The 13,171-nt window shown below is 60.3% G+C and carries 13 protein-coding genes, 4 tRNA genes and 1 pseudogene; 13 read left to right on the top strand and 5 right to left on the bottom strand.

Annotated features, from left to right (window positions below; translation table 11 throughout):
• Nucleotides 1-5: 5 nt before the first annotated feature.
• The 5 genes from pilV to thiO all read left to right on the top strand — a co-directional run bounded on the left by pilV (nucleotide 6) and on the right by thiO (nucleotide 3,318).
• A complete protein-coding gene (gene pilV, locus BLR69_RS25615; RefSeq protein ID WP_071494206.1) occupies nucleotides 6-491 on the top strand; it encodes a type IV pilus modification protein PilV in 486 nt (161 codons plus the stop codon).
• Complete coding sequence (locus tag BLR69_RS25620) at nucleotides 488-1,195, top strand: PilW family protein (RefSeq protein WP_071494205.1); 708 nt, start codon at nucleotides 488-490, stop codon at nucleotides 1,193-1,195. The genes pilV and BLR69_RS25620 overlap by 4 nt, the downstream gene beginning before the upstream one ends.
• A gap of 7 nt (nucleotides 1,196-1,202) precedes the next feature.
• On the top strand, nucleotides 1,203-1,733 hold the full coding sequence (locus BLR69_RS25625) for a pilus assembly PilX family protein (RefSeq protein ID WP_071494204.1): 531 nt from the start codon (nucleotides 1,203-1,205) through the stop codon (nucleotides 1,731-1,733).
• Between the two features lie 11 nt (nucleotides 1,734-1,744).
• Nucleotides 1,745-2,146: a type IV pilin protein gene (locus BLR69_RS25630; protein ID WP_071494203.1), complete on the top strand. Its 402-nt coding sequence runs from the start codon at nucleotides 1,745-1,747 to the stop codon at nucleotides 2,144-2,146.
• A gap of 62 nt (nucleotides 2,147-2,208) precedes the next feature.
• Nucleotides 2,209-3,318 carry a glycine oxidase ThiO gene (thiO, locus tag BLR69_RS25635; RefSeq protein ID WP_071494202.1) on the top strand — a complete coding sequence of 370 codons (1,110 nt, stop codon included), beginning with the start codon at nucleotides 2,209-2,211 and terminating at the stop codon, nucleotides 3,316-3,318.
• Here the strand turns inward: thiO and BLR69_RS25640 are convergent.
• Nucleotides 3,305-3,538, bottom strand: coding sequence for a PP0621 family protein (locus BLR69_RS25640; RefSeq protein WP_071494201.1), 234 nt, complete (start codon nucleotides 3,536-3,538; stop codon nucleotides 3,305-3,307). The genes thiO and BLR69_RS25640 overlap by 14 nt on opposite strands.
• A gap of 124 nt (nucleotides 3,539-3,662) precedes the next feature.
• A complete protein-coding gene (locus BLR69_RS25645; RefSeq protein WP_071494200.1) occupies nucleotides 3,663-4,688 on the bottom strand; it encodes an outer membrane protein assembly factor BamD in 1,026 nt (341 codons plus the stop codon).
• A gap of 149 nt (nucleotides 4,689-4,837) precedes the next feature.
• On the opposite strand from BLR69_RS25645, the gene rluD reads away from it, so the two are divergent.
• The 7 genes from rluD to BLR69_RS25680 all read left to right on the top strand — a co-directional run bounded on the left by rluD (nucleotide 4,838) and on the right by BLR69_RS25680 (nucleotide 9,948).
• A complete protein-coding gene (gene rluD, locus BLR69_RS25650; RefSeq protein ID WP_071494199.1) occupies nucleotides 4,838-5,800 on the top strand; it encodes a 23S rRNA pseudouridine(1911/1915/1917) synthase RluD in 963 nt (320 codons plus the stop codon).
• Complete coding sequence (gene pgeF / locus BLR69_RS25655) at nucleotides 5,797-6,522, top strand: peptidoglycan editing factor PgeF (RefSeq protein WP_071494198.1); 726 nt, start codon at nucleotides 5,797-5,799, stop codon at nucleotides 6,520-6,522. The genes rluD and pgeF overlap by 4 nt, the downstream gene beginning before the upstream one ends.
• A gap of 146 nt (nucleotides 6,523-6,668) precedes the next feature.
• On the top strand, nucleotides 6,669-9,233 hold the full coding sequence (gene clpB / locus BLR69_RS25660) for an ATP-dependent chaperone ClpB (RefSeq protein WP_071494197.1): 2,565 nt from the start codon (nucleotides 6,669-6,671) through the stop codon (nucleotides 9,231-9,233).
• Nucleotides 9,234-9,533: 300 nt separating this feature from the next.
• Nucleotides 9,534-9,609 (top strand) — tRNA-Asn (locus tag BLR69_RS25665).
• A gap of 10 nt (nucleotides 9,610-9,619) precedes the next feature.
• A tRNA-Pro gene (locus BLR69_RS25670) sits at nucleotides 9,620-9,696 on the top strand.
• 5 nt (nucleotides 9,697-9,701) lie between these two features.
• Nucleotides 9,702-9,777, top strand: a tRNA-Lys gene (locus BLR69_RS25675).
• A 94-nt stretch (nucleotides 9,778-9,871) separates the two neighbouring features.
• Nucleotides 9,872-9,948 (top strand) — tRNA-Pro (locus tag BLR69_RS25680).
• Between the two features lie 193 nt (nucleotides 9,949-10,141).
• Here the strand turns inward: BLR69_RS25680 and BLR69_RS25685 are convergent.
• From BLR69_RS25685 to BLR69_RS25695, 3 genes are read right to left on the bottom strand one after another with little or no spacing between them, the layout of a single operon-like run.
• Nucleotides 10,142-11,440 (bottom strand): NAD(P)/FAD-dependent oxidoreductase, encoded by a 1,299-nt coding sequence (locus tag BLR69_RS25685; RefSeq protein WP_058423065.1) that lies wholly within the window; start codon nucleotides 11,438-11,440, stop codon nucleotides 10,142-10,144.
• A 60-nt stretch (nucleotides 11,441-11,500) separates the two neighbouring features.
• Complete coding sequence (locus BLR69_RS25690; RefSeq protein WP_046034083.1) at nucleotides 11,501-11,674, bottom strand: DUF3094 family protein; 174 nt, start codon at nucleotides 11,672-11,674, stop codon at nucleotides 11,501-11,503.
• Between the two features lie 55 nt (nucleotides 11,675-11,729).
• Nucleotides 11,730-12,359, bottom strand: coding sequence for a DUF1780 domain-containing protein (locus tag BLR69_RS25695; protein WP_010213242.1), 630 nt, complete (start codon nucleotides 12,357-12,359; stop codon nucleotides 11,730-11,732).
• 101 nt (nucleotides 12,360-12,460) lie between these two features.
• Between BLR69_RS25695 and BLR69_RS25700 the strand changes: the two are divergent.
• A pseudogene (locus tag BLR69_RS25700) lies at nucleotides 12,461-13,149 on the top strand (energy-coupling factor ABC transporter permease).
• Nucleotides 13,150-13,171: the final 22 nt, after the last annotated feature.

The following is a 13,171-nucleotide window of genomic DNA, read 5'->3' on the forward strand; positions in this document are numbered from 1 at the left end:
CGGTAATGCTTGCCTGCACGAACACCTGTTTGCCCAACGCCTTATCCCGCTACCAAGCCGGTACGACACTGATCGAAGTGCTGGTCGCGGTGTTGATTCTCACCATTGGCCTGCTGGGTGCGGCGGTGATCCAACTCAATGCGCTCAAGTACACCGACAGTTCCAGGATGACCAGCCAGGCCAGTTTCATTGCCTACGACTTGCTCGACCGGATCCGTGCCAATTCTGCTGCCGACTACACGTGGGGCCGGGCCGAGCGTGCCTTGGCCGGCAACGTTGCCGCCAGTGTGCGCGACCTGGACTTGCATGATTTCGAGGCCAACATTCTCGGTTTTGCCGGGGAGAGCGCCAAAGGCTCGGTGTCGATCAGTGGCGGCGAGGTGACGGTCAGCATCAGTTGGGATGACAGTCGAGGTACAGGCAGGCCGGGTGCCCGGGAAACCTTCACCCTGACCAGTCGCATCCGCGATAAACCGGGAGTGGCGCAATGAGGTGTCTTGTTCGAGGTTTCAGCCTGGTGGAGTTGCTGCTGGCCTTGGCGATGGGGTTGGTACTGGTGCTCTGGGCCAGCCAGGTGGCAATCAATGCCAGGGCCGCCAACGCCAGCCAGCAGGCCGCTTTGTTGATGCAGGATGATGCGCGGTTTGTGCTGGGCAAGCTGCTCCAGGATATCCGTCAGGCGGGCATGTTCGGCTGTCTGGCGACAGCGTTTATCGACAACGCCCCGCCCGCTTTTGACCGGCCTGTCGCTTGGCGTGTCGGAGGCGGATCAACCTCGCTGACGCTGGTGACTACGGATGTCGCCGTTGGAAGCGGCACGCCTGACTGGACTGTATTGTCCGATTGCACAGGCAGCGCCCACGCCTACGCGGGAAGCGCCCCGGCATCGGCACCCGGGCAAATCCGTTTTGCGTTACGCCAAGTTACCTACACCTTCGAAGCAGGGCAGTTGAAAGTCAGTACGCCTGCATCACCCGCCAAGGCGGTATTGGTGGATAACGTGAAGGCGTTCGATATCAGTTTCGGCGTGTCCGCCAAACCTGCGTCAACGGAAGTGGTGCGCTACGACGCCGGCCCGGCCGACGAATCCTTGATACGCAGTGTGCGCATTGTGATGACGCTGCAAGACCCAGCCGCCCGGGTGAAAGATCAAACCTACAGCGTCGTGGCGGCGCTGCGAAACCGGCTGGGGTAGGGCTGCCATGATGCTTGCAGAAGGTTTTCGTCTGCGACAGGCGGGCATGGTGCTGCTGGTTTGCCTGGTGTTGTTGCTGCTGTTGTCGTTGATTGGTTTGTCATCGATGCAGGCTGCGCTTACTCAGCAAAAGATTGCCGGTAGCTTCTGGCACCGCAATCAGTCGCTGCAAAGTGCCGAGAGTGGCCTGAGACTCGGGGAATCTGCCATACAGCGCTCATTTGCAGCGTTGCCGCTATGCCAATCGATCGTCAACTGTGCACCGCCGGAGGCGGCATTTTTGGTGGTCGGGCCTGGAGTGGACCCTGTTTCAGGCATCAGTTGGGTGGCACTGAAAGGTGGCTTATACGGGGTTCAATCCCTCGGGCCTGCGGTAGGGCTCGCGCATTTGCCAGCGCAAATCCCTGCAGCGGTGTATCGAGTGACGGCTGTCGGGCTGCACGGGCAATTGCGCACGGTGCTGGAGAGTACCTATGCGCGGGTAGAAGAGGAGGGTGGCTCGCGGTTTCGGCGAGTGGCATGGCGACAACTTCAATAAGGAGTAGTGGAATGGGCATGGACAGCCAGGGTTTTACCCTGATCGAGTTACTGATCGCCGTGGTGATCATTGCGGTTCTGGCCGGGATTGCTTACCCCGGTTACACCGGCCATCTGAAAAAAGTCTATCGCGCTGAAATCGTCGCGCTGTTGACCGAGCAAGCACAGTACCTGGAGCGCTTTTATGCGAGGAACGGCAGTTTTATTGATGCAGCCGGCGTCAGTGCAGGCAATGATCGCTATAGAATCACCGCTGCATTGAACCCTCAGGACTTCCAACTGGTGGCCACGCCGGTCGCCGGCTCGTTAATGGCTGGCGATCCTTGCGGTGACTTCAGCCTGACCGGTACGGGTACGCGGACCAACCCGGGCGCTGCACCGCAGATGTCGCGAAAGCTGTGTTGGGGCCAATGATGAGGGTGCTCGATGATTGGGCGCCGGGTGCGCTTGTTCCTATTTATCGGCTGGATCAAATGATGGCAGAGCAACAGCAGGTAGTGATTGTCGGTGGCGGAGTCATCGGCTTGTTGACGGCGTTCAACCTCGCCACCCAGGGGCAGGCGGTGGTGCTGCTGGAGCGCGTAGGGTTGGGGCAGGAGTCCTCCTGGGCGGGTGGTGGCATTGTCTCGCCCCTGTATCCCTGGCGCTACAGCCCGGCGGTCACGGCCCTGGCTCATTGGTCCCAGGATTTTTATCCACAGCTGGCGCAGCGTCTGTTCGCTGCGACGGGCGTTGATCCGGAGGTTCACACCACGGGCTTGTACTGGCTCGATCTGGATGACGAAGCCGAAGCACTTTCTTGGGCCGCGCGTGAAGGCCGGCCCTTGAGCAAGGTGGACGTGTCGGCCGCCCATGACGCCGTTCCGGTGCTGGGCGGCGGTTACTCCCAGGCGATCTACATGGCCAACGTTGCCAATGTGCGCAACCCGCGCCTGGTCAAATCCCTCAAGGCTGCGCTGCTGGCGCTGCCTGGCGTGACCATTCATGAACAGTGCGAAGTGACAGGCTTTGTCTTGGATGCGGGTAATGTCGTGGGTGTGAACAGCGCTGATGGGCCGATCTTCGGCGATCAGGTCGTACTGGCGGCCGGCGCATGGAGCGGTGAGCTGCTCGGCACGTTGGGCCTGTCGCTGCCGGTCGAGCCGGTCAAAGGCCAGATGATTCTGTACAAATGCGCTTCGGACTTCCTGTCGAGCATGGTATTAGCCAAGGGGCGTTACGCGATCCCTCGGCGGGACGGGCACATCCTGATCGGCAGTACCCTGGAACATGAAGGTTTCGACAAGACCCCCACCGAAACCGCGCTGGAAAGCCTCAAGGCGTCAGCGGTGGAACTGATCCCCGCCCTGGCGGACGCCGAAGTGGTTGGACATTGGGCCGGTCTGCGTCCCGGTTCGCCCGAAGGCATTCCCTACATCGGTCGTGTGCCGGGCTTCAATGGCCTGTGGCTCAACTGCGGGCATTACCGCAACGGCCTGGTGCTTGCGCCGGCGTCCTGCCAATTGTTTGCTGACTTGCTACTGGCGCGTGCACCGATCATCGACCCGGCGCCGTATGCGCCGGCCGGTCGGCTCAACGCTGGATAGATTTCGGCCCTTGCTCCAGGTGCGCCTGGGTGCAATACCACTCCTGGCGTGAGCTCAAGGCGCGATCCTGCGGCAGATGCACGCCGCAGTGGGCGCAGCGCACCATCAGGGCCGCGTCAGGCTCGCTGGCACGATGCTGCCTGGCGGCCGGGCTTTTGAATTTGCGCCAGAACCATACTGCGGCGGCAATGACGGCAATCCAGAACAGTAGACGAAGCATGATGGGCAGTTTCTCGACAAGGAATGCACCAGTTTAGCCAAGGACGTGCCAGGCGCACAGCGCAATAATACCGCCCACAAAAAAGGAGCCTCGCAAGGCTCCTTCTTGATGACGCGAGGTGCTATCAGTCGAACACACCGAAGGTCATGTAGCTGAACCACGAACGGTCCTGGTTATTGCCCAGGGCCTGCGGCGCTTCCTCTTCGATCACGTCGCCGTTTTCATCATGCGGCTTGAGTTCCGAAGGGATGGCGTCCTTGGCATCCTGGTACTGTTTGATCACGTCCTGGTTGGCGCGGGTTTCGCCCGGCGGCAGCGGTGGACGGGACTCGATCAGGCCCAGGGTGTACTTGCTCAGCCACGAACGGTTGTCGGCTTCGGCCACCTGAGGCACGAACTGGCCGTCTTTCAGGCTTGAGTGGTCCGGGTAGTTGAGCTTCAGGGTTTCCAGGCTGGTGCTGGCCAGTTCGTCCAGGTGCAGGCGCTGGTAGGCCTCGGTCATCACGGCCAGGCCGTCACCTACGGAAGGGGTTTCCTGGAAGTTTTCCACAACGTAGCGGCCACGGTTGGCAGCTGCGACGTACGCCTGACGAGTCAGGTAGTAGTGGGCCACGTGGATCTCGTAGGAAGCCAGCAGATTGCGCAGGTAGATCATGCGCTGCTTGGCGTCCGGCGCGTAGCGGCTATTGGGGTAGCGGCTGGTCAGCTGGGCGAACTCGTTGTAGGAGTCGCGGGCAGCGCCCGGGTCACGCTTGGTCATGTCCAGCGGCAGGAAGCGCGCCAGCAGGCCAACGTCCTGGTCGAACGAGGTCAGGCCCTTCATGTAGTAGGCGTAGTCGACGTTCGGGTGCTGCGGGTGCAGGCGGATGAAACGCTCGGCGGCGGACTTGGCGGCTTCCGGCTCGGCGTTCTTGTAGTTGGCGTAGATCAGCTCGAGCTGGGCCTGGTCGGCGTAGCGCCCGAACGGATAGCGCGACTCCAGGGCCTTCAGCTTCGCTGTGGCGCTGGTGTAGCTATTATTGTCCAAGTCTTTCTGAGCCAGTTGGTACAACTCGACTTCGCTCAGGTTTTCGTCGACGACTTCCTTTGTTGACGAGCAAGCAGCAGTCATGGCGAGGATGGCGATCAGCAGCAGGTGTTTCACTTGCATGGCGGCTTGCGTCCCTATGACGGCCGCTGTCTTGGGCGGGGCCGTCCTGTTATGATGAGCGCCCCGTTGAAAGCCTCGGGGCAAAAGACGCCGTATTTAACCACAAGCGCGCAGCCGAAACCAAAGGCTGTGCCACGCCTAGTCTGAGCATGTCCGATAAAATTGAACTTCGCGCAGAGGTGCCGTCCGAATTGGGCGGCCAACGCCTCGATCAAGTCGCCGCACAATTATTCGCTGAGCACTCGCGCTCGCGCCTTTCCGCCTGGATCAAAGACGGCCGCCTGACTGTGGATGGAGCGGTTAGCCGCCCGCGAGACATAGTCCATGGCGGTGCGATTCTTGAGCTGACTGCCGAGCAGGAAGCCCAGGGAGAATGGGTCGCCCAGGACATCGAGCTGGATATCGTCTACGAAGACGACGACATCCTGGTCATCAACAAACCCGCAGGCCTGGTGGTTCACCCGGCAGCCGGGCATGCTGATGGCACCTTGCTCAATGCCTTGTTGCACCATGTGCCGGACATCATCAATGTCCCGCGCTGTGGCATCGTGCACCGCCTGGACAAGGACACCACCGGTCTGATGGTGGTGGCCAAGACCATTCAGGCGCAGACGCAGCTGGTTACACAGTTGCAGAGCCGCAGCGTCAGCCGGATCTACGAGTGCATCGTGATCGGTGTCGTAGTGGCCGGTGGCAAGATCAACGCTCCGATTGGCCGTCACGGCCAGCAGCGCCAGCGTATGGCGGTGATGGAAGGCGGCAAGCAGGCCGTCAGTCACTACCGTGTGCTGGAGCGCTTCCGCTCCCACACCCACGTGCGGGTCAAGCTCGAAACCGGCCGTACCCACCAGATTCGCGTGCACATGGCACACATCAACTTCCCGTTGGTCGGTGATCCGGCCTACGGCGGTCGCTTCCGCATTCCACCGGCGGCGAGCCAGACCATGGTTGAATCGCTGAAAAACTTCCCGCGCCAGGCGTTGCATGCACGCTTCCTGGAACTGGATCATCCGACGAGCGGTAAGCGGATGAGCTGGGAATCGCCTCTGCCGGACGATCTGGTCTGGTTGTTGACGCTGCTCAAGCAGGATCGCGAGGCGTTTGTCGGATGAGTGACTGGCTGATACCTGACTGGCCCGCGCCGGCTCAGGTGAAAGCCTGCGTCACCACTCGAGCGGGCGGCGTCAGTCTGGCGCCGTTCGACAGCCTCAACCTGGGCGATCATGTCGAGGATAATCTTGACGCGGTCCTCGAAAACCGCCGCCGTCTTACCGACGCGTTCAATATTCAGCCTGCCTGGTTGCGCCAAGTCCACGGGGTAACTGTGGTCGAGGCTGACCCGTCACGCATTGCCGAAGCTGATGGCAGCTGGACCAGCACCCCTGGCATCGCCTGCACCTCAATGACCGCCGATTGCCTGCCCGCGTTGTTCTGCAACCGCGCTGGCACCCGCGTGGCTGCAGCCCATGCTGGCTGGCGCGGCCTGGCGGCGGGGGGGCTGGAAGGGGCTTTCGAAAGCCTCGGCGCCGAACCTGAAGACGTGCTGGTCTGGCTCGGCCCGGCGATTGGCCCACAAGCCTTCGAAGTCGGCCCGGAAGTACGCGAAGCCTTCATGCAGCCGTTGCCGATCACTGCCGAAGCGTTCGTGCCCAGCCACAACCCAGGCAAGTTCATGGCCGACATCTATAAGCTCGCGCGCCTACGCCTTGCCGCGCGTGGCGTTACTGCTGTGTATGGTGGTGGGTACTGCACCGTGACTGACCCGCGCTTCTTTTCCTACCGGCGCAGCCCTCGCACCGGACGTTTTGCCTCCCTTGTCTGGCTTGAACGCTAGACTCCCTTGATCTGGGTCAAACCCGGTCCATATCCGCCGTCGCGTGCTTGAATCTTCCAGAATCCACCCCATCTATAAGGGTATCTGGCAGGTTTCTTCATTCAGGATGTTTTATAGCTCCGGCCTGCTCAAAAGGAAGGTGACTAATGCGTATTGATCGTTTAACCAGCAAATTGCAGTTGGCACTGTCTGACTCTCAATCCTTGGCGGTGGGCCTCGACCACCCGGCCATTGAGCCTGCGCACTTGATGCAGGCGCTCCTGGAACAGCAAGGTGGTTCTATCAAGCCCTTGCTGATGCAGGTGGGCTTTGACGTCAACAGCCTGCGCAAGGAGTTGAGCAAAGAGCTCGACCAACTGCCGAAAATCCAAAACCCAACCGGCGACGTGAATATGTCCCAGGACCTGGCGCGCCTGCTCAACCAGGCGGATCGTCTGGCCCAGCAGAAGGGCGACCAGTTCATCTCCAGCGAACTCGTGCTGCTCGCCGCCATGGACGAGAACAGCAAGCTCGGCAAGTTGTTGCTCGGTCAGGGCGTGAGCAAGAAAGCCCTGGAAAACGCCATCAACAACCTGCGTGGCGGCGACGCGGTGAACGACCCCAACCATGAGGAGTCGCGCCAGGCCCTGGATAAATACACCGTCGACCTGACCAAGCGCGCCGAAGAAGGCAAGCTTGACCCGGTGATCGGTCGTGACGATGAAATCCGTCGCACCATCCAGGTGCTGCAGCGTCGTACCAAGAACAACCCGGTGCTGATCGGTGAGCCTGGCGTGGGTAAAACCGCGATTGCCGAAGGTTTGGCCCAGCGCATCATCAATGGTGAAGTGCCGGACGGCCTCAAAGGCAAGCGCCTGTTGTCCCTGGACATGGGGTCTTTGATCGCCGGTGCCAAGTTCCGTGGCGAGTTCGAAGAGCGCCTGAAGTCCCTGCTCAATGAACTGTCGAAGCAGGAAGGGCAGATCATTCTGTTTATCGACGAACTGCACACCATGGTCGGCGCCGGTAAAGGCGAAGGCTCCATGGATGCAGGCAATATGCTCAAGCCGGCCTTGGCGCGGGGTGAGCTGCACTGCGTCGGTGCCACCACGCTCAACGAATACCGCCAGTACATTGAAAAGGACGCGGCCCTTGAGCGTCGCTTCCAGAAAGTACTGGTGGAAGAGCCGAGCGAAGAAGACACCATCGCGATCTTGCGTGGCCTGAAAGAGCGTTATGAGGTCCACCACAAGGTGGCGATCACCGACGGTGCGATCATTGCGGCGGCCAAACTGAGCCATCGCTATATCACCGACCGTCAGTTGCCCGACAAGGCCATTGACCTGATCGACGAAGCGGCCAGCCGCATCCGCATGGAGATCGACTCCAAGCCGGAAGTGCTCGACCGCCTGGACCGGCGCCTGATTCAACTGAAAGTTGAGTCCCAGGCCCTGAAGAAAGAAGAAGACGACGCGGCGAAGAAACGCCTGGAAAAACTCCAGGAAGAAATCGTCCGTCTGGAGCGCGAGTATTCGGACCTGGAAGAAATCTGGACCTCGGAAAAAGCCGAAGTGCAGGGCTCTGCGCAGATCCAGCAAAAGATCGAGCAGTCGCGCCAGGAACTGGAAGCGGCACGCCGTAAAGGTGACCTGAACCGCATGGCCGAGTTGCAGTACGGGGTGATCCCGGACCTGGAGCGCAGCCTGCAGATGGTCGACCAGCACGGCAAGCCTGAGAACCAACTGCTGCGCAGCAAGGTGACCGAGGAAGAAATTGCCGAAGTCGTCTCGAAGTGGACCGGGATTCCCGTGTCGAAAATGCTCGAAGGCGAGCGCGACAAGCTGCTGAAGATGGAAAGCCTGTTGCACCAGCGTGTGATCGGCCAGGAAGAGGCTGTGGTGGCGGTGTCCAACGCGGTACGGCGTTCGCGGGCCGGGTTGTCCGACCCGAACCGTCCGAGTGGCTCGTTCATGTTCCTCGGCCCGACCGGCGTGGGTAAGACCGAGCTGTGCAAGGCTCTGGCAGAGTTCCTCTTCGATACCGAAGAGGCCATGGTGCGGATCGATATGTCCGAATTCATGGAGAAACACTCGGTGGCTCGCTTGATCGGTGCTCCACCAGGCTACGTAGGCTACGAGGAGGGCGGTTACCTGACCGAAGCCGTGCGACGCAAGCCTTACTCGGTGATCCTGCTGGATGAGGTCGAGAAGGCGCATCCGGATGTGTTCAACATCCTGTTGCAGGTGCTGGAAGACGGCCGCCTGACCGACAGTCACGGGCGTACCGTGGATTTCCGTAATACGGTGATCGTGATGACCTCCAACCTGGGCTCGGCGCAGATCCAGGAGCTGGTGGGTGATCGTGAAGCGCAACGTGCGGCTGTGATGGATGCGCTGACTTCGCACTTCCGCCCGGAATTCATCAACCGGGTCGACGAAGTGGTGATCTTCGAGCCGTTGGCGCGGGATCAGATCGCGGGCATTACCGAGATCCAGCTGGGTCGCCTGCGCGGCCGTCTGGCAGAGCGCGAGTTGTCCCTGGACCTGAGCCAGGAGGCGTTGGACAAGCTGATCGCGGTGGGTTACGACCCGGTGTATGGCGCACGGCCACTGAAACGTGCGATCCAGCGCTGGATCGAGAACCCGCTGGCCCAGTTGATCCTATCGGGCAGCTTCATGCCGGGCACCAGCGTCAAGGCGAGTGTGGAAAACGACGAGATCGTCTTCCACTAAGCCCCGCGGGCAAGATGAAAACGGAAGGCCCCGCATTGCGGGGCCTTTTTTTTCGATAGGGCGTTGAACTGTAAGGCAAAGGCTTGTAAAGTGCGCCCCGCAGCAACGTCAGCCCACGGGTTTCTTCTCCCCAAGAAGAAATCAGAAACAAGCGCAAATCATTGTCTTAAAAGCAATTTAAAGGGTTGACAGGGGTTTTTAAGATTGTAGAATAGCGCGCCTCAGAGACATGAACGTAGCGATACGGGCAAGCCGAAGAGAAGGTAGTAAGCAGTAACGTAGTACTTTGAAATATGTAGTTCCGTGATAGCTCAGTCGGTAGAGCAAATGACTGTTAATCATTGGGTCCCAGGTTCGAGTCCTGGTCACGGAGCCAATTTCAATATCGGGGTATAGCGCAGTCCGGTAGCGCGCCTGCTTTGGGAGCAGGATGTCGGGAGTTCGAATCCCCCTACCCCGACCATATTTGGGTCGTTAGCTCAGTTGGTAGAGCAGTTGGCTTTTAACCAATTGGTCGTAGGTTCGAATCCCACACGACCCACCATTTTTGAGACCAGTTAACACTGGAATCGAATCTTAAGATCAGAGGCCAAAAGCACTGATCGAAGAAGGCGACTGAAAGGTCGCCTTTTTTTTACCGGGGTATAGCGCAGTCCGGTAGCGCGCCTGCTTTGGGAGCAGGATGTCAGGAGTTCGAATCCCCTTACCCCGACCATATTAAAAATCCTCGTATCGAAAGATACGGGGATTTTTTTTGTGTGCAAAAAACCTGAATTCACCGCTAAGCAAATGTGGGAGCGGGCTTGCTCGCGAATGCGGTGTGTCAGTCAGTGCATCTGGCACTGAACCCCCGAATTCGCGAGCAAGCCCGCTCCCACATTTATCAGGTCACATTCTAGACCCGGTTGTTAATGCAATTTGAGGCGTGGCTCAGTCCCACGTCCGATCCTGCTGCCCAGCATCAGCATCGCCGTACGGAAGAACCCATACAGCGCCATCTGGTGCATGCGATACAACGACACATAGAACATCCGCGCCAGCCAGCCCTCCAGCATCACGCTGCCGGTGAGGTTGCCCATCAAGTTACCCACCGCCGAGAATCGCGACAGCGAGATCAACGAGCCGTAGTCAGTGTATTTGTAAGAAGGCAGGTCCTTGCCTTCGATACGCAGCTTCAGCGACTTGGCCAGCAACGAGGCCTGTTGGTGAGCCGCCTGGGCCCGTGGAGGCACGTTGCGGTCGGTGCCCGGTTGCGGGCACGCGGCGCAGTCGCCGAAGGCAAAGATGTTCTCGTCGCGGGTGGTTTGCAGCGTCGGCAAAACCTGCAACTGGTTGATGCGGTTGGTTTCCAGCCCATCAATGTCCTTGAGGAAGCCCGGCGCGCGAATGCCGGCGGCCCATACCTTGAGGCTGGCCGGGATCACCTGGCCACTGCTGGTGATCAGCGCATCGGCCGTCACTTCGCTGACTGCCGAGTTGGTCAGCACCGTCACCCCGAGCTTCTCCAGGGTTTTATGCACAGGCCCGCCGATACGCTCCGGCAGGGCCGGCAGTACCCGTGGGCCGGCTTCGATCAGGGTGATGTGCATATTTTCCGGCTTGATGCGGTCCAGACCATAGGCGGCAAGCTCGTGGGCGGCGTTATGCAGCTCGGCGGCCAGCTCGACCCCGGTAGCACCGGCACCGACGATGGCGACGCTGATCTTTTCCACCACATCGGTCTGCCCGGCATGGGCGCGCAGGTAGTGGTTGAGCAACTGCTGGTGGAAGCGCTCGGCCTGCTTGCGGGTGTCGAGGAACAGGCAATGCTGCGCTGCACCTTCGGTGCCGAAGTCATTGGTGGTGCTGCCGACCGCAATCACCAGGCTGTCATAGCCCAGCACGCGCGCGGGCACCAGTTCACGGCCTTCTTCGTCGAGGGTGGCGGCCAGCTGGATCTTCTTCTGTTCACGATCAAGCCCGCTCATGCGCCCCAGTTGGAACTCGAAGTGGTTCCATTTGGCCTGGGCGACATAATTGAGTTCGTCTTCCGAAGAATTCAGCGAACCGGCCGCGACTTCGTGCAGCAGCGGTTTCCAGATATGGGTCAGGTTGGCGTCCACCAGCGTGATGCTGGCGGTGCCGCGCTTGCCCAGAGTCTTACCCAGGCGGGTAGCCAACTCCAGGCCGCCGGCGCCGCCGCCGACGATAATAATACGATGGGTCATGGGAATATCTCGCAAGGCTAAAAGAAATCGGAGCAGTTACCCCCGCGAGCGCCAGGCAGCTCATAGCGTCAGGTAACTCAAAAGGCGACTCAGCAAGCCGAGGCCGATGACCACGGCAAGCACCACGCCGAGGAGCAGCCACGGCCGGAAAGGCTTGCGCTCGACTCGGTTCTGGGAGAGTTGCAGGTACTCTTCGACATGCTGTTGGTCATCGGGGTTCAGGCGGCTGGTCATAAAGGCCTCGTCAGGTAGACGTTGCAAAAGGGCGCCACGTTACAGTCCGGGGGGCTTAGAGGCTGATACCCACGTCGAACACTATGCTGCGGCCCAGGTTGTTGCGCAAGAAATCCGGTGCGTCCGGGTGAGCGAACAGCACCCGTGCAAAGGTCGGCCCTACCAGCGACAGCGAGCGCCAGCCCTGGCGCAGGTATTCGGTCGGCGGCGGAAAATGGCTGTTGAGGTCGAGCACTTCGCGCTTGAGGCTGGTGAAGGCGACGATATCCAACTCACCCAGGTCCATCCCGCGTTCTTTATAGTTGTGCGCCTTCTTGCGCAGCGTGGGCGCCAGGCGCAGCAGAAACTCGTGGGCCGGGATCCGTCGCGGCTTGGCTTCGCGTCGTACCAGTTGGCTCAGGGAAAACGCACTGCGCCGGCGCAGCAACTCGTCGCGCCATTCGTCATTCAGGCGACGGCCCTCGTCCAGCACAAAAAATACCTCGAAGCTGGCGTCGCGAAACAGCACGTCCGGCGGCTCTTGCCCGGCGGCGTGGAATTCTTCGGCACGGTAGGGCACGTTCAAGCCTTGCAGCAGGCGCTGGCAGACCCAACGCTCACGCTCCCATTTGCGGGCATTGGACAAAAACGCGTTGGCTTGTTCGGCCGCTACGGTGAGCAGGCGCAAGTAATCTGAGTCATCCATAGCTAGCAGCTTAGCGCCCAAATGATGACCGCAGGAAGTACCCCTGCGAAACGTCGGTGTAGACTGATCATCCGACTCAATTCGACCCGGGGATTATCGCCGTGATCAGTGCCGCCCCGTTGGCGCCGACAACCATGGGCATCGGCTGGCTCTTGTACGCGCCGGTGGTACTGTGGGCGATCCTGCGTTCGCCGTGGGTCGAGTTGTTCGCCGACCGGCGCCGCCAGCATTTGCTGTTCGGCACCGTGTTCGCGTTGTTCATGCTGTGGCTGGTGCGGCGGGATTTTGATACCGGCGTGTCCTACCACTTCATCGGTATGACGGCCGTGACCCTGTTACTGGACTGGCCTCTGGCAATCGTCGGCGGTTTTGCCGCCCAGTTGGGCTTGAGCTGTTGGGGCGCCAGGACCTCGCTGCCCTGGGCGTCAATGGCCTGTTGCTTATCGGGCTGCCGGTGCTGGTCACTGAAGCCTGCGCGCTGCTGGTCGAGCGTGCGCAACCGCGCAATCCCTTTGTGTATATCTTCTGTTCCGGTTTTTTCGCGGCAGCCATGTCGGCACTGTTGTGCCTGCTGTTTGGGCTGGGGCTGTTGTGGTTCGACGGGCGTTTCGCCATGCCGGAATGGCTGGCGGATTTTGTCGGCTACCTGTGGCTGATCATCTTCCCCGAGGCCTTTATCAACGGCATGGTCATCAGTGCCCTGGTGGTGTTTTGCCCTGAATGGCTGGAGACCTTCAACCGCACGCGCTACCTCTCGGCGCCCTGGAAGGACGACGATTCGCAGCGTTGACCTGGATCAAATCCCGCGTCGC

This window comes from Pseudomonas azotoformans (assembly GCF_900103345.1).
GTDB classification, from domain to species: domain Bacteria; phylum Pseudomonadota; class Gammaproteobacteria; order Pseudomonadales; family Pseudomonadaceae; genus Aquipseudomonas; species Aquipseudomonas azotoformans.

Bases quoted from the DNA above. Each gene is read 5' to 3' on its own strand.
- pilV (WP_071494206.1), top strand. From the start codon at position 6: ATGCTTGCCTGCACGAACACCTGTTTGCCCAACGCCTTATCCCGCTAC.
- BLR69_RS25620 (WP_071494205.1), top strand. From the start codon at position 488: ATGAGGTGTCTTGTTCGAGGTTTCAGCCTGGTGGAGTTGCTGCTGGCC.
- BLR69_RS25625 (WP_071494204.1), top strand. From the start codon at position 1,203: ATGATGCTTGCAGAAGGTTTTCGTCTGCGACAGGCGGGCATGGTGCTG.
- BLR69_RS25630 (WP_071494203.1), top strand. From the start codon at position 1,745: ATGGGCATGGACAGCCAGGGTTTTACCCTGATCGAGTTACTGATCGCC.
- thiO (WP_071494202.1), top strand. From the start codon at position 2,209: ATGGCAGAGCAACAGCAGGTAGTGATTGTCGGTGGCGGAGTCATCGGC.
- BLR69_RS25640 (WP_071494201.1), bottom strand. From the start codon at position 3,538: ATGCTTCGTCTACTGTTCTGGATTGCCGTCATTGCCGCCGCAGTATGG.
- BLR69_RS25645 (WP_071494200.1), bottom strand. From the start codon at position 4,688: ATGCAAGTGAAACACCTGCTGCTGATCGCCATCCTCGCCATGACTGCT.
- rluD (WP_071494199.1), top strand. From the start codon at position 4,838: ATGTCCGATAAAATTGAACTTCGCGCAGAGGTGCCGTCCGAATTGGGC.
- pgeF (WP_071494198.1), top strand. From the start codon at position 5,797: ATGAGTGACTGGCTGATACCTGACTGGCCCGCGCCGGCTCAGGTGAAA.
- clpB (WP_071494197.1), top strand. From the start codon at position 6,669: ATGCGTATTGATCGTTTAACCAGCAAATTGCAGTTGGCACTGTCTGAC.
- BLR69_RS25685 (WP_058423065.1), bottom strand. From the start codon at position 11,440: ATGACCCATCGTATTATTATCGTCGGCGGCGGCGCCGGCGGCCTGGAG.
- BLR69_RS25690 (WP_046034083.1), bottom strand. From the start codon at position 11,674: ATGACCAGCCGCCTGAACCCCGATGACCAACAGCATGTCGAAGAGTAC.
- BLR69_RS25695 (WP_010213242.1), bottom strand. From the start codon at position 12,359: ATGGATGACTCAGATTACTTGCGCCTGCTCACCGTAGCGGCCGAACAA.